Source organism: Streptomyces sp. cg40, from assembly GCF_050320165.1.
Classification (GTDB): Bacteria; Actinomycetota; Actinomycetes; order Streptomycetales; family Streptomycetaceae; genus Streptomyces; species Streptomyces hokutonensis.
The window spans coordinates 289,205-308,252 of sequence record NZ_CP190128.1 but is presented as its reverse complement, the minus strand read 5'-3'; the positions used below and the strand labels follow the sequence as shown (position 1 = coordinate 308,252).

The following is a 19,048-nucleotide window of genomic DNA, read 5'->3' as shown; positions in this document are numbered from 1 at the left end:
CGGTCCCGACTCCGGCGGCGGGTTGTCATCCGTTCTTGGGGTACGCCGGTCCGGCCAGCAGGACCGGCTCGATGGCTTCGTAGCGGTTGCGGGCGCCGGACCTTCTGCGGGACAGGACGGTGGCGACGAGGCCACTGAGGAACCCGGCCGGGACGGAGACCAGCGCGGTCGTGGTGAAGGGGAACCAGTTGAAGTCGGCGTCGGGGAAGGCCGACAGGGGGGTGCCGGAGACGAGGTTGGTGCCGGGGAGGAGGACGAGGACGCTGACGGTGCCGCCGATGAGGGTGGCCAGCAGACCGGAGCGGGTGTAGCGGCGCCAGAAGAGGCTGTAGAGGAGCGCCGGGGCGATCGCCGAGGCGCCCAGGCAGAAGGAGAGGATGGCCAGGGGCTGGAGACTGCGGTGCTGGGCGAGTACGGCCAGACCGATCACGGGGATGCCCACGGCCAGGGCGGACAGGCGGGCCAGCGCCATTTCGCGCAGCGGCGGTGTGTCGGGGCGGGCGGCGATGTCGTGGGCGAGGGCGTTGGCGCAGGCGAGGGTCATGCTGGCCACGGAGGCCAGCAGGGTCAGGAAGATGGCCGTGGTGACGGTGGTGAACAGCAGGCTCTCCGGACGGGAGAGGTCGGTGCCGAACGCGGCGCGCGCCCCGAGGAGATAGGCGGTGGAACCGCGCGGGTCCGCGGCGCTGATGGACTTCGCGCCGATGAGGGCGGTGGCGCCGACCGCGACGACGGTCATGACGGCGATGAATAGCGCGACCGCCGACACGGCCCACGACATCGCACGGCGCACCTGCCGGGTGCTGCCGGCCGTGTACATCCGCATCGTGACGTGGGGCAGGGACGCACCGCCGAGCACGATCGCGCACTGCGTGCTGACCATGTCGAGGGCTGGGTGCTTTCCGCCGGCGAACTGGAGCCCGTAGCGCAGGTAGTCGTGGCCGGCCCCGCTGTTCCGCGCGGCGGTCCGGAACAGGGTCGGCGGGCTCCAGTGGAAGGTGTGCAGGATGAGCGCGGCGACGACCAGGCCCGAGCCGAGGAGGATCACGGTCTTCAGGATCTGGATGAGCGCGGTGCCCCGCATGCCGCCGAGAGCCGCGTACGTGATCATCAGCCCTCCGGCCCCGACGACACAGCCGGTGCGCATGGTGCTGTCGGAGAAGCCGAGGACGTACGCCAACAGCTGCCCCACGCCCGCGAGTTGCACGACCATCATGGGCACCAGCGCGGCGAGGGTGACGGCGCACGCGGTGATGCGCACCGCGCGGCCGGGCATCCGGCGGGCGAGTACGTCGCCCATGGTGAACCTGCCGGTGTGGTGCAGCGGTTCGGCCAGCAGGAACATCAGGAGCAGCAGGGAGAGCAGGGTGCTCAGGGCCAGGACGACACCGTCGTAGCCGCAGAGCGCGATGATGCCGCCGACGGTCAGGACGGTGGCCGCCGAGATGTAGTCGCCGGCGATGGCCAGGCCGTTGCGCAGCGGGGAGAGGAACCGGTAGCCGGTGTAGAACTCGTCGAGGTCGTCGCGGTCGGGGCCGGTGACCACGCACAGCAGCAGGGTGAGGGTGACGACGCTGAAGAATGCCACGAGGGACCAGGACTGTGCGGCGCCCTTGAAGTCGGTCACGGCCCGACCTGCTCGTCGTGGGGGTGCGGCGTCTGGCGGCGCACGCGGCGGGCGAGGGGGTCGACGTGGCGTCGCGCGGTGTACTCGTAGAAGAGCACCGCCAGCCAGGTGACGGGGAGTTGGACCAGGGCCAGGCAGAGGCCGGCGGGCAGGCCGTCGAGGACGGGAGCGGTCATGACGGAGGGGAACTCGACGGTGAGGGTGAGGAAGACGACGAAGTAGCCGAGCGCGACGAACGCGGCGGCACGTCGCTGCCGGCGGCAGGCCCGGCGCAGGAGTCGTAGATCGCGGTGGGGTCCGGTCCATGAACGGGCCCTTACGGAACGCCAGTTGCTGTTGCCGCGCGGGATGGGTGGAGGAGAGGGCGGGTTGGGGGAGGCGTGATGTGCGGGCCGGTGTCGCAGCGGGTGTAACTCGGAGCTGTCGGCGGACATTCCAAGATCTCCTAGTGGGTCGTGGGCCCCAACAGGTGCCGACCGCGAGAACGCGGGGGAGCGGTCCTGGTCACCGCACGCTATGCGGGCGCCGGAGCCCGCGCAGCACTTCCGACGAACTCCCTGGTGAGAACCACTGCACCGCGCTGACCTCGGATGTTGTGGGTGTGAGGGGTGTGATTGAACGTCACGGGAGTGTCGTGTGAGCCTCGGGCGCGGCGAGCCGGTCGAACGGTGAAGAGACCTTCGGCACCCGGGAGTTGACTCATCGACCGCGCGATCCCGCCGCCGGGATGACGTGCCGTCAGCTCACGCCGCCCGGCCCACGAGCACGGACACCTGGACGCTCTCGAGATACGGGCCGGGCGGGAGCGACCGGTGGATCCGCTCGGCGAACGCCGGCCGGTCCTGCGGCCCGGGCAGTCTGTCCGCGGGGATCGCGGAGTAGACGCCGCCGATGATGGCGTCGGCGCTCAGTTCGTCGCTGTAGTCGATCACCGTTTCCCGGACGTCCGTGAACCCGGCGGCACGGAGCGCTTCCGCGTAGCGCTGCCGGTCGTGCGCGGCGGTGCCGCATGTTGCCTCCAGCCTCCTGCCGAAGTGATCCTCCAGACAGGCCCGCAGCGCGTGCGACCAGACGGAGTCCTGCTGCCACAACGGTGTGCCGTTGGCCACCACGGCGATGCCTCCGCCCGCACGGAACAGGGGCGCCAGGGTACGGAAGAGCTCCTCGTGCCGCATCCAGTGCAGCGCCTGCCCGATCACCGTCATCGCCAGGGAGCCCCGCCCCAGCAGTGCCCCCAGCGCGGGGACGTCGCTGTCGGCGCCCAGCACCCAGGTCACATTGCCCACGTCCAGCCCCGCGGCCGTTTCCGCGGCGAGCCGCAACATGTCCGGCTCCGGGTCCATCCCGATGACGGAACGGACCTGGGAAGCAAGGGGAAGGGAGAGCTGGCCGGTGCCGCATCCGAGGTCGAGCACGATGTCGTCGGCGGTGAGCGCGAAGGCCGCCCGCAGAGCCTCGATGACCGGAGGCGGATAGCCACGACGGTACTTCGCGTAGAACTCGGCGACCTCACCACTGAAACCCACACCCGCAGTCATGCCCCTCACCCTGGCAAGCGCGGGCCGATCAGGACAGCTCGGCAGCACGCGGATCGCTACCGGCAGAAACTCCCGCACCCGTCGCGCCTACGGCAGGACTCCGACAGCGGACCACGCGTCGAGAACCGCGCGCTGCTCCTCGCCCTCGCCGTAGAGGCGGAGCGCCGAAGTGGCCGTCAGACGGGCGAAGTCGGCGAACTGCACGTGCTCGTCGAGTTCGGCGCTGGTGAGGGCCGCCCACCAGATCTGTCCGGCGCGCTCCCAGGCCTTGCCGCCGAGCCGCTCGGCCACAAGGTAGAACGCGTGGTTGGGGATGCCCGAGTTGAGGTGTACGCCTCCGTTGTCGTGCTCCGTGTGCTGGTAGCCGTCCATCGTCCGGGGCTGCTGGTCGGTGCCGAGGACGGCGTCGTCGTAGGCGCTGCCGGGATCCTTCAGGGAACGCAGCGCGCGGCCGTGGACGCCGGGAGCCAGCAGCCCGGCACCCAGCAACCAGTCCGCCTGATCCGCGGTCTGATCGAGGCTGTACTGCTTGAGCAGCACTCCGAAGACATCGCAGATCGAGTTGTGGAGTGCCCCGGGCTGGCCGCTGTTGGGGATCAGCCTCAGTTCGCCGATTCCCTTCCAGACCTCGACGCCGATGATGTCGAGGCGCTTGCTGAACCGGGTGAAGATCCGGTCGTCGCCGTCCCCGAAGACCACGACCTCACCGTTCCAGAACGCGTTGTTGTACTTCCGGTCGTAGTGGACGACCGCAGCGATCGGCCCCTCGCCGGGCGTCGTGACGTACTGCCGGCCGAAGACCTCGCTCAGGAACTTCGACGTGGCCACCAGCCCCTCGTACGCCTCGTCGACGGCCGGGTCGCCGACCGGGCCGTGACCGGTGGAACGGGCCACCGTGGAGAGGCTGTCGAGATCCGTGCCCCACCGTGCGTCGAAGACGACATGCTTCACGTCGTAGGCCGACGCCATGTCCGGATTCCGTACGACGCGTCCCTCCTCGACGTACACCTCGGCACGTCGGAAGAGGAAGAGCTGCGGCGGGGCCTGATCCGTCATCCGTTCCATGATGAGCGGCGGGACCACGCCGGAACGCAGCAGCGCGGGCTCCAGCGGACCGGCGCTGCGCTCGACCAGCTCCAGACGCTGCGTCCAGGCCCGGATCTGGCCCTTGGAGATCCGGGCCACCTCGCCGATCTCCGTGATCGCGCGCACCAGCCGCCGCACGGCGTCCCGGGCCAGATCCTCGCGAGCCTCCTCGGAGACGGTGTCCCCGGTGATGAACGGCATTGCCTCCAGCGCCTCGTAGCCACGCAGCACGGCTTCGAAGATCCCGCTGTCGCGTTTGCGCGCGAGCAGCGGCCCGTGGTCGTCCCAGGCGGTGCGGCTCGGCGCGGGCGCCGCCCAGTGCCCGTATCTGCGGTAGTACGCAACTGCCGTGCTGTTCCTGGTCAGTTCGGCGTAGATCAGCCTGGCCGCCGTACGGGCGTTGCTGTGGGTGCGCAGCAGTCCACCGGCGGCCGTGGCGACACCGCCGCCCGCCGCGCCGATGAGTGCCGCTATCAGCGTGCTGTCCATGCTTCCCCGCTTCCCCCGGGCATTGACGCACACGGTCAGGGAACCAGCGGGCCCCGGCTGCGTCCAGGGTTTCCACCAGCTCGACGAGGGCGTTGGCATCAGTGGTCGTCCGTGCCGTATGTTTGGCCTAGGACAAACATTGGCATAGGACGAATCCTTCTGATCGGACGAATCCTTCTCCTCGGGTGGAGCTGATCACGTGGGTATCAGGGGCGTCACCGCGGCCGAGATCGCGGGGAGCGTGCGGGACCAGGTCGCTTCGGGCGAGCTGGCGCCGCGCACGAGTCTGCCCCCGGTGCGGACCCTCGCCGCCGAGCTGGGCGTCAACCGGAACACGGTCGCCCTCGCGTACCGGCGCCTTGTCGAGGCGGGAGTGGCCGAGACCCGGGGCCGTGGCGGCACGGTCGTCGCGGCCGTGCCGCACCTCGCGCGCGAAGGCGTCGGTGTCGACGCCGACTGCGTCGACCTGGCCGGCGGCAACCCCGACCCGCGGCTGCTGCCCGACATCCTGGCCGCCACCCGGCGCGGCGACTACAGCCCGCCGCTGTACGGCGCGCCCGCCGTCGACGCCGGACTGGAGGCATGGGCCGGCGCCGACTTCGCCGAGGACATCGACCATCCGTTCCGCACGCTGGTCACGCACGGAGCGGTGGATGCCACCGAGCGGCTCCTGAACGCCCACCTCACCCGGGGCGACCTGGTCGCGATCGAGGACCCCTGCTTCCTGGCGAGTATCGGCACCCTGCGCCTCAACGGCTACCGCACCGCACCCGTCGGCGTCGACGGCGCCGGGATGCGCCCCGACGCCCTGCGCGCCGCCCTGGAAGCCGGCGCCCGCGCGGTCGTGTGCACACCCCGGGCCCACAACCCGACCGGCGCGAGCCTCACCGAGGAACGGGCGGCCGACCTGCGCGCGATCCTCGCGGAGCACCCCCAGGTCCTCGTGATCGAGGACGACCACTTCTCGGCGGTCTCCGCGCGGCCGTACCACCGGATCACACCACCGAGCAGTTCACGCTGGGCGCTGGTGCGGTCCGTGTCCAAGTTCCTCGGACCGGATCTGCGCCTCGCCCTCGTCGCCGCCGACGCCGAGACCGCCGCGCGCCTGGAAGCGCGGCTGAGCGCCGGCACCACCTGGGTCAGCCGCCTGCTCCAGCACGTCACGCGTGAACTCCTCCTCGATCCCCGCGTCCACGAACTCCACGAACGGGCCCGCGAGTTGTACGCACAGCGCAGTGGTCTGCTCGTCGAGCGGCTGCACGCGCAGGGCATCGAGGTCCCGCACCGGCCCGACGGGCTGAACGTATGGGTCCAGCTCGACGTCGACGCACGGGCCGCGGTCGCGGCCCTCGCCCAGCGCGGGTGGGCGGTACGCCCCGGTTACCTCTTCGCGCCGGACCCCGCCGCCCACCAGGGCGCGATCCGCGTCACCTCCTCCACCGTCACCGAGCCGCAGGCCGAGGCCTTCGCCGCCGAACTCGCCGCGGTCGTAAAGGAATTGCGCTCGGCAGCGGTCAACTGACCATCACGGACGTCCCACCCAAGCAAGGAGTCATCATGTTCCGCGGCCTGAGCGCCTTCCCCCTCACGCCCACCGACGAGCAGGGCATCGACGAAAAGGCGTACGCCGCGCTCGTCGCACGGCTCGCCGCCGCCGGTGTGGACTCCATCGGCGCGCTCGGCTCCACCGGCGGCTACGCCTACCTCACCCGCGAACAGCGCGCCCACGCCGCGAAGATCGCGGTCGAGGCCGCCGACGGGGTGCCCGTCATCGTCGGCATCGGCGCGCTGCGCACCGCGCACGTAAGGCAGTTGGCCGAGGACGCTCAGCAGGCGGGCGCCTCCGGAGTGCTGCTCGCCCCGATGACGTACCAGGCGCTCACCGAGGACGAGGTGTTCGGCCTGTACGAGGACGTGACACGCGACCTCTCCGTGCCACTGTGCGTCTACGACAACCCCGGCACCACCCATGTGCACTTCACCGACGAACTGCACGGCCGTATCGCGCAGTTGCCCAACATCGGCTCGATCAAGATCCCCGGTGTGCCCGACGACCCGCGCCAGGCCGAACTCCGGGTCGCCGCGCTGCGCGCGCTGATTCCCGACACCGTCACCATCGGGGTGAGCGGGGACTGGACGGCCGCGCGCGGTCTGAACGCCGGGTGCGACGCCTGGTACTCGGTCATCGGCGGCACCTTTCCGCTGATCGCGCTCGCCGTCACCCGCGCCGCCCAGTCCGGCCACGCGGGCCCGGCGGAGGACCTCTCCGCTCAACTCGAGCCGCTGTGGGCCCTGTTCCGCCGCCACGGCAGCCTGCGCGTCATCTCCGCCGCCGCCTCCCACCTCGGCCTGACGGGCGAGCCGAACCTGCCGCTTCCGCTGCGGGGGCTGGACGAATCCACCCGCCAGGAGGTCGCCGCCGCGCTGGACACCCTCGGGCTCACCTCCTGAACACGAACGGCGTGAACTCGCAACGCACGGCGGGCAGTTCACCGAGGTCGCGGGAGGGCTCGCCTCCGTCCGGAGGGGCTGCCGGCGGCCTGGCGCGCTATGTCGTCGCCGCGGCTCTCGCCCGCACCGCGGACGGCGGAGCCGTGGTCGCCGTCGTCCTGCTCGTCACCTCGTCCGGCGGCTCCGGGACGCTCGCCGGAGTGCTCGGCGCCTGCATCACCGCCCCGCATCTGCTCGGCCCCTTCGTCGCCCGGTCGCTGGACCTCGCCCGGGACGGCCGCAAGGTCATCGCGGCGGCCTGTCTGCTGTACGCCGTCGCGCTGACCGCAGGTGTGCTGACGTACGGTCACACACCCGTCGTACTGGCCGCGTTGCTGCTCGCCACGGCCGGCGCCTGCGGGCCGCTCCTGACCGGAGGCATCAGCAGCCGGCTGCCCGCCATCGTCGGACCCCGACTGCGCACGCAGCGCCGGGCCCAGGGCTGGGACGTGGCCACCTACGGCATCGGCGGCACCGTAGGGCCGTCGCTGGTGGCCGCCCTGTCCGGCTGGGTCTCGCCCACCGCGGCGGCGCTCGCACTCGCGGCCGGGGCGGCCACGGCGGCGGGCGGCATCCTGCTCCTTCCGTTCAGCGCGCCGTCGCACGGCGGCGACGGGTCGGCGATCCTCAAGCCGGGAGCGACCCTCGCGCTGATAGCCCGCACGGGCCGGCTCCGGCGCACCGTCTACCTCACGATGGTCGTCGCCCTGAGCGTCGCCGCGCTGCCGATCACCGCGGTCCATCTGACGAAGATCCTCGGCACCGAGCCCGCCACCGCGGCCGTGCTGACCGCCGCGTACGGCCTCGGCAATCTCGCCGGGTCGATAGCGGTGATGGTCCGCCCGCTCACCGGCGACCCGGACCGGCTGATGCGCCGCCTCGCCTTGGGTGTCGTCGCGGGTCTCCTCGCCGTCACCGCGAGCCCCGCCTTCGCGCTGTCCGTCGCGGCCTACGCCCTCACCGGGATCCTCAACACCTTCTTCTTCGCCTCCACCCTCGCGGCCCGCACGGAGTACGCGCCGAGTGGAGCGCGCGGCCAGGTCTTCATCTGGATCGCGGCCCTGAAGATCACGTCCGGCTCCGCCGGCACGGCACTGGCCGGATCACTGACCGGCCTGTCCGTCAGACTGCCACTCGTCGTCGGCCTCCTGGCCGTCTCCGTCTCCGTCGCCGCTGCGACCGCCGAGGCGCGTTTCGGGAAAGCCGACGAGAAGCATTTGTGACCGCACCGAGGGAGTCGTCCTATCCTCGTGTCCTCACCAGGGCGGATCCTGTCGGTTGCGGGGAAAGAAGCACTGCCCAGGAGAAAAGGCGCATCGGGCCCAGCTGCGACCGACGCCATTTCCGGAGGTCGGCGTGTGTGTCATGGTCCTGATAGTGGCACTCGCCGCCGCGTTATTGATCATCGGCATCATCCAAGTTCACCTCGCGACAGCGATCCTCGGCGCCGTACTGCTCGCCTTCGTCGTGTGGGCCCTTGCGAGTGCCAAGCGCGACGAGGGCGAGGAGGACAGCGACTACGTCGATGACGGTGAAGCCTAGCCTTGGGGCGGCGGCCGAGAAGTTGTCGGAAACGAGAGAAGTACTCCTGACCTCGTTTTCAACGCGGGCGTCAGCTCAGGACGGCCAACCGCTGCGACTCCGCAGGGCAGTTCACGAAACGCGGTGGCGGAAGAGCGGGGCGATTGCGACCCGGTGTGGCTGTCGGCTCGACGTGAATGGGCGTCTCGTGGCGTTGGGATGACCCGGCGCTGGGGGATTCTTGCCGGAACCATTGCCGCGCCCGCCGGTTGTGCAACTGCTTCGAGAGGTACGCCGCCGACTCGATGTGTTTGCGGCGGAGTTTGCGCACGAGTGCAAGACGGGTCGGGCTGCTCCGGAACTCTGATGTCACCCGGGGTGGTCGTCGCCCCACGCGCCTCTGGATGAACTTCGCGTTCAGAAAGTCCCGTTGGCCTCGTTGACACGCCATCAGCGCACACGTTTCACTCGACACTCGTGCATGGCAACGTTGTCAGGCCGTCGGGGGCGACCGGAACTGTTGCCTGTCGTCGGCGTTCCGGGATCTCGGTGCGTCGGCACCTGTTCTGCCAGGCACGAATTGCTGCGGAGGCAACCGATGGTGAGACCCCGACATTCAGCCGCGCCACGTGACCGCAAGAGATCCCGCCGATATCCGGCCCTGTTCTGCGTCCTGGGCCTGGCTCTTCTGCCACTGCCGACAGTGGGCAACGCCTATGCCGCGAGCGGCGCGACGCCGGCCCTGGTGACGGACCCCGCGTCCCTCGTCAACCCGCTCATCGGCACCTCCGGTGCGGTGGACACCTTCCCCGGTCCCGACATGCCGGCCGGGATGGTCCAGTGGGGCCCCGACACGACGCCCGACCGGCCCGACGGCGGCGGCTACGAGTACAACGACAAGAAGATCTCCGGCTTCAGCCTCACCCACATCTCCGGCCCGGGCTGCCCCGTCGCGGGTGACCTGCCGATCCTGCCGGTGACCGGCGCGCTGTCGGGCGACCTCGGCACCACGTCCGCCGGCTTCAGCCATACCGACGAGCAGGCGGGACTCGGCCACTACAAGGTCACCGACGCGAACGGCGTCAGGACCGAGCTGAGCGACACCACCCGCGCGGGCCTCGGCCGCTTCACCTTCCCCGCGGGGCAGCAGGCGAACCTGCTGTTCAAGCTCAGCGGCGGTGCCACCCAGATCGACGGGACCCGCGTCCAGGTCGTCAACAGCCAGGAGATCAGCGGCGCGATCGACAGCGGTCACTTCTGCGGCGCCGCGAACAGATACACGCTGCACTTCGACATCAAGTTCGACCGGCCGTTCGCCGCGAGCGGTACCTGGGTCGGCGGCACCATCACCCCCGACGCCACATCGCTGAAGGCCGGCAAGGTCCAACCGGCCCCGCAGAAGACGAAGTCGGCGCCGCTGAAGGAGAAGCACTTCACCGTCCCGGCGAAGCCCGCCCCGACGATCCACACGAGCGCGAACAAGCACTCCGGTACGCCGTCCCCAGCAGCGAGCGCCGCATCGCGGACTTCCGCTGCCGCCCAGCCGCCCACCACCGGTGCGAACGGCATGTACCTGACCTTCGACACCACCTCGAACCCCACGGTGAACGCCAAGGTCGGCATCTCGTACACGAGCGACGCCGGAGCGGCGAACAACCTCTCCACCGAGATCAAGAAGTGGGATCTCGCCGCCGTGGAGAAGGCCAATCACGACGCCTGGAACGCGGTACTGACCAAGTTGCAGATCGGCGGCGGCAGTTCGGACCAGCAGACGCAGTTCTACACCGCGCTCTACCACGCCCTGCTGCACCCGAACGTCTTCTCCGACGACAACGGCCAGTACATGGGCATGGACAACCAGATCCACACGCTGGCCAAGGGACAGAAGGCCCAGTACGCCAACTACTCCGGCTGGGACACCTATCGCTCCCAGACCCAGCTGATGGCGCTGGTCGAGCCGAAGGTCGCGGGTGACGTCGTCACCTCGATGCTCAACGGCTATGACCAGACAGGTCTGTTGCCCAAGTGGGCCTCGAACAACGGCGAGAGCTATGTCATGGTCGGCGACCCGGCCGCCGGCATCATCGCCGACGCGTACGCCTTCGGCGCCACCAACTTCGATACCGCCAAAGCCCTTTCGGCCCTCCAGCACGAGGCCACGGTCCCGAACAACGACCGCCCCGGAGAGCCCGTACGGGACGCGAAGGGCTATCTCCCGCTCGACGAGAACGACTACAACTGCTGCAACTTCTACGGCCCCGTCTCCACCCAACTCGAATACGACTCCGCCGACTACGCCGTCGCCGCCTTCGCGAAGTCGCTCGGCAACACATCCGTCTACGAGAAGTTCGCCACCCGTGCCCAGGACTGGATGAACGTCTTCAACCCGCAGACCGGCTACATGCAGGCCAAGAACAAGGACGGCCAGTTCGCGGGCGGCTTCACCCCGGGCACCTCCAACGGCTTCGTGGAGGGCACCTCCGCCCAGTACACGCCGATGGTCCCCTTCAACCTGAAGCAGCTCATCCAGGCACGCGGCGGCGACACGGCGTACTCGACCTACCTGGACAGCCTGCTCGACAACATCACCCGGCCCGGCAACACCGACGCCGACCTGAGCAACGAACCCAGCGTGGAGATCCCCTGGGAGTACGACTACACGGGCCAGCCCTGGAAGACCCAGGCGGCCGTGCGCGACGCCCAGCAGAACCTGTACTTCAACGCGCCGGTCGGCTCGTTCGGCAACGACGACCTCGGTGCGATGAGCTCCTGGTACGTCTGGTCCGAGCTCGGCATGTACCCGGAGACCCCGGGCACGGACACCCTGGCCCTCGGCAGCCCGGCCTTCCCGGTCGCCAAGGTGACCCTCGGCAACGGCAGGACCGTCGGGATCAACGCACCGCAGGCCGCGCCCGACGCGCCGTACGTGCAGTCGCTCGCCGTCAAGGGCAAGGCGTGGAACAGCTCCTGGCTGAGCTACCAGCAGTTCCAGGGCGCGGGCACGCTCGACTTCACGCTCGGCACCGCGCCCAACAAGGCCTGGGCGTCCGCTCCTTCGGCGGCTCCGCCCTCGGACACCACCGGCGGCGGCCGGGTGCTGGCCGCGACCGGTCCCTCCAGCGACGGCCTGGTCCTCCAGCCGGGCGCGTCCGGTGACGGCACGCTCGACCTGACCAACCTCGGCAGCACGGCCGTCACGGTCGACTGGAAGGCGACGGCGCCCTCCGGCGTCACGCTCGACACCTCGTCCGGTTCGCTGACGGTCCCCGCGACGGGCAGCGCCGAGGCGAAGGTCAAGGTCACGGCGGGCGCGAACGAGGGAACCTACCCGGTCACCTTCGCGCTCACCGACCACAGCACCGGTACGGCACTGAGCGGGGCGACCCTCCGCGTGGCCGTCGCCAAGCCCGGCGCGCTGTGGCCGTACGCCACCAACGAGGGCATCTACCCCGACGGCACCTCCTTCTCGGGCGGATTCGACAACGGTGGCTGGGCGTTCTCGCAGAACGCGCTGGCGGCGGCCGGTGTCACCAGCGGCTCCACCGTCACGGCCGACGGCATCTCGTACACCTGGCCGACGGTGACGTCCGGGCAGCTGGACAACCTGGAGATGGCAGGCCAGACCATCCCGATGCCGTCCGGCGCGTCCGGCGCCTCGCTCGGTCTGCTGGGTACGGCGACCAACGCGCCGACCGACGGCAGCGGGGTCTCGGGGACGGTGACCGTCACGTACACCGACGGCACCACCTCGCAGGCCACGATCGGCTTCTCGGACTGGACGCTCAACGGCGGCGGCAGCAAGCCCCTCGCGGGGGACACGACGGCCGTCACGACCGCCTACCGCAACACCGGGAGCGGAGGCCGGGACAACGTCAAGGCCTATGTCTTCGCCACGAAGGTCCCGCTGGACGCGTCCAAGCAGGTCGCGTCGATCACGCTGCCGGTGACGGGCTCGTCGGGCGCCGACCACCTGTTCGCGTACGGCTTCGGCCAGTGAGGCCCCTGTGGGGCAACAGTGAGGTGCCAGTGCGGCAGTTGAGGTACTGGCGGTCCTGACGATGTCGGGCCGGTTTCCGGACGCGAACCCGGGAACCGGCCCCTCAACTGTCTTCTCCCGACCCATTGTGGTGAGCCCTGTGCACCTTTACTGTTCGGCTTTGCCTGAGTCTGTTTGATGCTGTTCGCCCAGTCGGTCTGGAGGCCGCCGTGCGGGGTAGTCGGAACGGTTCGGAAGGTGTGAGACCCGGTCGACGCCGGTGGTGGAGGGCGGTCCTCGCGACGGCCGCGACCATCGCCCTCGCGGCGGGCATGACCGCACCGGCCACAGCTGCTGCGCAGGACATCGGCGAGCAGACGCCCGCCGTCAGTCCGGAATCATCCGCCGTCAGTCCGCAGGCGCACACCGTGACGCTCGACGGCTACTCGTTCCTCGTCGACGGGCAGCGCACCTACCTGTGGTCCGGCGAGTTCCACTACTTCCGGCTCCCGAGCCAGGACCTGTGGCGAGACATCTTCCAGAAGATGAAGGCCGCGGGCTTCAACTCCACCTCCCTGTACTTCGATTGGGGCTACCACTCGCCCAAGCCGGGGGTCTACGACTTCACCGGGGTGCGGGACGTCGACAAGCTCCTCGACATGGCCCAGGAGGCAGGGCTCTACGTCATCGCCCGCCCGGCGCCGTACATCAACGCGGAGGTCGACGGCGGCGGACTGCCCGGCTGGCTGAGCACCAAGGCCGGCAACAACCGCAGCGACGACCCGCAGTTCCTCAAGTACGCGGACGAGTGGCTGACGCAGATCGACCGGATCATCGCGCGCCACCAACTGACCAACGGCACCGGGTCGGTGATCGCCTATCAGGTCGAGAACGAGTACTACAACGGCTCGGCCGCAGGCCGCTCCTACATGCAGCACCTGGAGGACAAGGCCCGCGCGGACGGCATCACGGTCCCGCTGACCGGCAACAACAACGGCACCTTCAACTCCGGTACCGGTGCCCTGGACGTGGATGGCCCGGACTCCTACCCGCAGGGCTTCAACTGCTCCAACCCCGCGAAGTGGAACGGCGTCCCCGACATCAGCTACGACCACCCGGCCGGAAAACCGCTGTACTCACCGGAGTTCCAGGGCGGTGCTTTCGACCCCTGGGGCGGCCCCGGCTACGACAAGTGCGCGCAGCTCATCAACGACCAGTTCGCCAACGTCTTCTACAAGCAGAACATCGCCGTCGGCGCGACCGCGCAGAGCTTCTACATGACCTACGGCGGCACCAACTGGGGCTGGCTCGGCATGCCGCAGAACTACACGTCGTACGACTACGGGGCCGCGATCCGCGAGACCCGTCAGCTCGACCCGAAGTACTACGAGGACAAGCTCATCGGGTACTTCACGCAGTCGGTCGCCCCGCTGACCAAGACCGAGGCGATCAGGACCACACCGCCGGACGACTCCGCGGTGGTGGACACCGCCCGGATGAACCCCGACACCAAGACGCAGTTCCACGTCCTGCGGCACGGCAACTCCACCTCGACCGCGGTCGACAAGACCCACATCTCCCTGGACTTCAACGCCGTCCCGTCCGCCGACACCACCTATACCTGGGACGACCCCGACTCCGCGCTCCAGTACGCCGGTTCGTGGTCCCATGTGGCCAACACGAGCTACACCGGCGGCGATTACAAACACACCGAGTCGTTCTCGAAAACGGCCGGCGACTCGCTCACCGTCCCCTTCGACGGCACCGCGATCCGCTGGATCGGCTCGAAGACCAACAACCACGGCAACGCCGACGTCTACCTCGACGGCACCAAGGTGGCCACGGTCGACGACTCCGGCAGCGAGAGCCAGGCCGTGCTCTTCCAGAAGGCCGGCCTCGCGCCCGGCGCGCACACGCTGAAGATCGTCGTCGCCGGGAACCACGGCTCGGGATCCACGGACAACTACGTGGCCGTGGACGCCATCGACGTACCGACGAGCGACTCCGCGGCGGAGCCGACCTACCCGGTCGTGCCGCAGCAGCCCGGCACCGCGATCACCCTCGACGGACGCGACTCCCACGTGATCGTGGCCAACTACCGCCTCGGCGAAGCCCAGTTGCAGTACTCGACCTCCGAGATCATGACCAGCACGACCATCGGGGACCGGGACGTCGCCGTGCTCTACGGCGACCAGGACAGCGACGGCGAGACGGTCCTGCGCTACGCCACCGAGCCCAACGTGACCGCCAACGGCGGCACGGTCGCGACCAGTTGGGACCCGGCCACCGGCGACCTCCGCCTGAACTACACGCACAAGGGTCTGATCCGCATCAGCATCAGCGGCGGCGGCAAGCGCCCGCTCCTTCTGCTCGTCGGCGACAAGGCCACCGCGGAGACCTTCTGGCGCCAGGACACGGCGAGCGGCCCGGTGCTCGTGCGCGGCACCCACCTGCTGCGGACTGCGACCAGCCTGCACGGCGGCCGCACCGTGGCGCTCACCGGCGACAACGCCGACGACAAGAACATCGAGGTGTTCACCTCCGCCTCCCAAGTCACCTGGAACGGAAGGGCGTTGGGCACCCACGCCACCGACACGGGGAGCCTCACCGGGAAGATCCCGGTGGCCGCCCCGGTACAACTGCCGACGCTGACGAACTGGAAGCACGCCGAGGAGTCCCCCGAAGCGGCCCCCGGTTTCGACGACACCAGCTGGCAGGTGGCCGACAAGGCGACGACCAACAGCGTCTCCGGCGTCAACTCGCTGCCGGTGCTCTACGCCGACGACTACGGCTTCCACACCGGCAACACGTGGTACCGGGGCCGCTTCCGCGCCACCGGCAAGGAGACCGGCATCCACCTGGTCTCGGACTCGGGAGGAGGCGCGCAGGCGTTCTCCGTCTGGCTCAACGGGACCTTCCTGGGCAGTTCCACCACCGGCAGCGGTGACTTCGCCTTCCCGGCCGACGCGGTGAAGTCCCAAGGGGACAACGTCATTTCAGTCCTCACCGTCAACATGGGACACGAGGAGGACTACAACTCCACCAACGGCAACAAAGCCGCGCGCGGCCTGACCAGCGCCTCCCTCGTCGGCGCGCCGCTGACGTCCGTCACCTGGCGCCTCCAGGGCGTACGGGGCGGCGAGGACCTCCAGGACACGGTCCGCGGTGCGCTGTCGACGGGCGGCCTGTACGGCGAGCGGGCCGGCTGGTCGCTGCCGGGCTACCCGGACGCCGACTGGAACCGCGTGACCCTGCCGACCACCGACACGACGCCCGGCGTCTCCTGGTACCGCACCGACGCCAAGCTCGACCTTCCGCACGGTCAGGACACGTCACTCGGGCTGACATTCACCGACGACCCGGCACGCAAGTACCGCGCCACGATCTTCGTGAACGGCTGGCAGGTCGGCAACTACGTCAACTACCTCGGCCCGCAGCACACCTTCCCGGTCCCGAACGGGATCCTGAACCCGAACGGCCACAACAGCATCGCCATCGCCGTGTGGAACCTCGACGGCACCACCGGCGGCCTCGGCCAGGTCTCACTGACCGACTACGGCAGCTACGCCTCCTCGCTGCGCGTCGCACAGAACGACAGCCCGCGCTACGACGCCCGGACCTACGCCATGCCGAAGCGCCCTGGAGCGGACGTCACCCTCGACGTGCCGGACACCGCCCAGCCGGGACAGGCCTTCACCGCCCGTACGACGGTCCGGGTGCCGAAGGGCGGACGGCCCGCCTCCGGACTGACGGCGTCGCTCTCGGCGCCGGACGGCTGGAGCGTGAGTGCCACCGGCCCCGCCTCGGTCGAGCGCCTGCGGCCCGGCGCGTCGGCCATTTTCACCTGGCAGGTCCGGCCCCCGTCCGGAACGCTGCCGTCCGCCTCGGCGCTCACCGCCACGGTGCACTACCGGCAGAACGGACGGCAGGCCGTCGGCGGCGACGAGCGCATCGTCCGAGGTATCCCGCCGGCTCCGCCCGCCGGACAGAGCGACGTGAGCGGTCTGCCGTTCCTGTCGTCCACCAACGGGTGGGGCCCGGTGGAACGCGACACCAGCGTCGGCGAGCAGGCGGCCGGTGACGGCCGTCCGATCACCATCGCGGGCGTCGGCTACGCCAAGGGGCTGGGCACCAACTCGGTGAGCGACGTCGAGCTGTATCTCGCCGGACAGTGCTCGCGGTTGACGGCGTACGTCGGCGTCGACGACGAGACGAACGGCGCGGGCACGGTGACGTTCTCCGTGATCGCCGACGGCAGGACCCTGGTCACCACGCCGACCATCCGCGGCAAACAGGCCGCTGTGCCGATCGACGTCGACGTCAGCGGCGCCCAGGTGCTCGACCTCAAGGTCGGTGACGGGGGCGACGGCAACGGCAACGACCACGGCGACTGGGGGACGCCCACGCTGACGTGTGAATGACCGAGAGGCGGCGCAGCGGGGGCGTCGCTGCTGCTCGCGCTCATGCCTCCAGCGGGTCCGGGCCCCGCACAGCGCTGGTCAGCGGGGCCAGGACGCGCCACCCGATTCGCTCGTACAGGGCCCGGCCGTCCGGCGTCGCGCCCAGCACGCCGACCGTCGCCCCCTGTCCGGCCGCGACCTCGGCGAGCGTGGCCATCACCAGGCGCCCCAGGCCGCGGCGCCGGTGGTCCGGGCCGGTCTCCACCTGGTCGACGACGGCGGTGGAACCGGTCACGGCTATCTGACCGCGCGCGGCGAAGGCGCCGTCCGCAGTGCGCACCAGGGCGCGGGTCACGCCCGCGCGGCTCCAGGTGCGCAGCCGGTAGCCGTCGGGGACCTCGGTGCGGGAGGCGCGCAGCGGGGCGGACATCAGGAAGCCGGGACCGGCTGCCAGGGACCAGCCCGGGGCCAGCCAGGGGGTGAGCGTCTCCGGCGGTATGAACGCCTTCAGCCAGACGTTCGGGGCGGTGGCGCCCTCGGTGATCTTGCGGACGGTCGGCTCGTCGGCTGTGGTCAGGACGTGGCGCATGACGTGCTGGGGCAGACCGGCGTCGATGGTGAAACCCCAGGGGCTGGGTGCCGGTTCGGCAGCGCCACGCGAAAGGGCCCAACCCTCGACCCACGCTCCCACGGCTTCAGCCGTGTTCCTGAAAGACAAAGCCCCTCCCGATGTAAGTAACGGACGTGCGTTTCACCTATTACATCAGGAGTGAGGGCGGCTTGCCAGAGGGAACGGGGCAACCCGGACCGGCACTCATGGGTCTAGCCCCCGATGACACACCATCAGGTCCGACGCTTGGGGGAGCGGCGGACCCAGCGTCCCAAGGGGGGACTCATGCGTATGCGCCCGGCCGTCGCCGTCACTTTCCTGACAGCCACTCTTTCCGCGTCGATGCTTCCGGCCACCGCCCAGGCGGCGGACCGGACCGCTGCCGACGACACCACGTTCTCGAACGTCGTGGTCAACGGAGGCAAGGACATCGTGCTCGGTCTGACCACCAGAAAGACCGTCACGATCACGTGGACGGCGCACGACCCCCAGGGTGTCGCCGCGTCCTGGGCCTATCCGTGGCACGGTCCCAACACGGACGACGCCGACGGCGTCTTCCCACTGCCCGCGGGGGCATGCGTGGTGTCGCCGGCGGACCCGACCACCTCCACGTGCAAGGTGAGCCTCGGTGTGGACGCCGCCCGGGACTTCGACCACAACGGTCTCGCCGGAGCCTGGAAGGTGCTCGCCGGGGCGCAGGACACCACGGACGAATGGACGGAGATCGACGAGGCCGGCACGGCGAACTTCAAGCGGTACGCCGAGGTGACGGTCAACGCCTCACCCGAGCCGGTGAAGAAGGGCAGGACGATCACCGTCACCGGCAGGCTGACCCGCGCCAACTGGGACACCGGCACCTACACCGGCTACCAGGACCGGCCGGTCCAGCTGCAGTTCCGCAAGAAGGGCAGCTCCGTCTACACCACGTTGAAGACCGTCACCAGCGGAGTCGGCGGCAAGCTGAAGACCACCACCAAGGCGAAGGCCGACGGCTACTTCCGCTTCGTCTTCGCCGGTACCCCCACCACCGGCCCGGCCACGGCGACAGGGGACTTCGTCGACGTCAGGTGACGAGCCGCGCCCGTCCCCACCTGTCGGGGCGGTGGGGCCGGCGTCCATCCGGGGTGGACGCCGGCCCGGCCGACGGACGCGGAAACCGCGCCCGCAGATGAGTTTTGGGCGTCAGCGAGGGGAGCGGAGCCACCCGAAACGACTTCCCGATGCCCGGAACCGGAACCGGAACCGGAACCGGATCCTCGTCCTCGTTCCGACGGCTGACACTGGTCGCGATGACGTTCGTCGACCAGACGA

General features: G+C 69.9%; 12 protein-coding genes. 7 read left to right on the top strand and 5 right to left on the bottom strand.

Annotated features, from left to right (window positions below):
* Nucleotides 1–25: 25 nt before the first annotated feature.
* From ACQHII_RS01225 to ACQHII_RS01210, 4 genes are all read right to left on the bottom strand, one after another.
* Entirely contained in the window at nucleotides 26–1,627 is a 1,602-nt protein-coding gene (locus ACQHII_RS01225; protein WP_427917385.1) for a cation acetate symporter, read from the bottom strand.
* Nucleotides 1,624–2,061 carry a DUF485 domain-containing protein gene (locus tag ACQHII_RS01220; protein ID WP_427917384.1) on the bottom strand — a complete coding sequence of 146 codons (438 nt, stop codon included), beginning with the start codon at nucleotides 2,059–2,061 and terminating at the stop codon, nucleotides 1,624–1,626. The genes ACQHII_RS01225 and ACQHII_RS01220 overlap by 4 nt, the downstream gene beginning before the upstream one ends.
* Nucleotides 2,062–2,370: 309 nt before the next feature.
* Nucleotides 2,371–3,165: a methyltransferase domain-containing protein gene (locus ACQHII_RS01215; RefSeq protein ID WP_427917383.1), complete on the bottom strand. Its 795-nt coding sequence runs from the start codon at nucleotides 3,163–3,165 to the stop codon at nucleotides 2,371–2,373.
* An 87-nt stretch (nucleotides 3,166–3,252) separates the two neighbouring features.
* On the bottom strand, nucleotides 3,253–4,740 hold the full coding sequence (locus ACQHII_RS01210; protein ID WP_427917382.1) for a M4 family metallopeptidase: 1,488 nt from the start codon (nucleotides 4,738–4,740) through the stop codon (nucleotides 3,253–3,255).
* Between the two features lie 199 nt (nucleotides 4,741–4,939).
* On the opposite strand from ACQHII_RS01210, the gene ACQHII_RS01205 reads away from it, so the two are divergent.
* The 6 genes from ACQHII_RS01205 (at nucleotide 4,940) to ACQHII_RS01180 (ending at nucleotide 17,148) form a co-directional block, all read left to right on the top strand.
* Entirely contained in the window at nucleotides 4,940–6,262 is a 1,323-nt protein-coding gene (locus tag ACQHII_RS01205; RefSeq protein WP_427917381.1) for an aminotransferase class I/II-fold pyridoxal phosphate-dependent enzyme, read from the top strand.
* A gap of 35 nt (nucleotides 6,263–6,297) precedes the next feature.
* Nucleotides 6,298–7,191: a dihydrodipicolinate synthase family protein gene (locus ACQHII_RS01200; RefSeq protein ID WP_427917380.1), complete on the top strand. Its 894-nt coding sequence runs from the start codon at nucleotides 6,298–6,300 to the stop codon at nucleotides 7,189–7,191.
* A gap of 11 nt (nucleotides 7,192–7,202) precedes the next feature.
* Nucleotides 7,203–8,453, top strand: coding sequence for an MFS transporter (locus ACQHII_RS01195; protein WP_427917379.1), 1,251 nt, complete (start codon nucleotides 7,203–7,205; stop codon nucleotides 8,451–8,453).
* Between the two features lie 142 nt (nucleotides 8,454–8,595).
* Nucleotides 8,596–8,772, top strand: coding sequence for a hypothetical protein (locus tag ACQHII_RS01190; RefSeq protein ID WP_427917378.1), 177 nt, complete (start codon nucleotides 8,596–8,598; stop codon nucleotides 8,770–8,772).
* A gap of 682 nt (nucleotides 8,773–9,454) precedes the next feature.
* Nucleotides 9,455–12,748, top strand: a complete 3,294-nt coding sequence (locus tag ACQHII_RS01185; RefSeq protein WP_427917377.1) for a lectin — start codon at nucleotides 9,455–9,457, stop codon at nucleotides 12,746–12,748.
* 311 nt (nucleotides 12,749–13,059) lie between these two features.
* Nucleotides 13,060–17,148 carry a beta-galactosidase gene (locus ACQHII_RS01180; protein ID WP_427925196.1) on the top strand — a complete coding sequence of 1,363 codons (4,089 nt, stop codon included), beginning with the start codon at nucleotides 13,060–13,062 and terminating at the stop codon, nucleotides 17,146–17,148.
* Nucleotides 17,149–17,188: 40 nt separating this feature from the next.
* Here ACQHII_RS01180 and ACQHII_RS01175 read toward each other — a convergent pair whose 3' ends face one another.
* Nucleotides 17,189–17,818: a GNAT family N-acetyltransferase gene (locus tag ACQHII_RS01175; protein ID WP_427917376.1), complete on the bottom strand. Its 630-nt coding sequence runs from the start codon at nucleotides 17,816–17,818 to the stop codon at nucleotides 17,189–17,191.
* 204 nt (nucleotides 17,819–18,022) lie between these two features.
* Here ACQHII_RS01175 and ACQHII_RS01170 point away from each other — a divergent pair, with 204 nt between their 5' ends.
* Nucleotides 18,023–18,808, top strand: coding sequence for a hypothetical protein (locus ACQHII_RS01170; RefSeq protein WP_427917375.1), 786 nt, complete (start codon nucleotides 18,023–18,025; stop codon nucleotides 18,806–18,808).
* The last annotated feature ends 240 nt before the right edge of the window (nucleotides 18,809–19,048 follow it).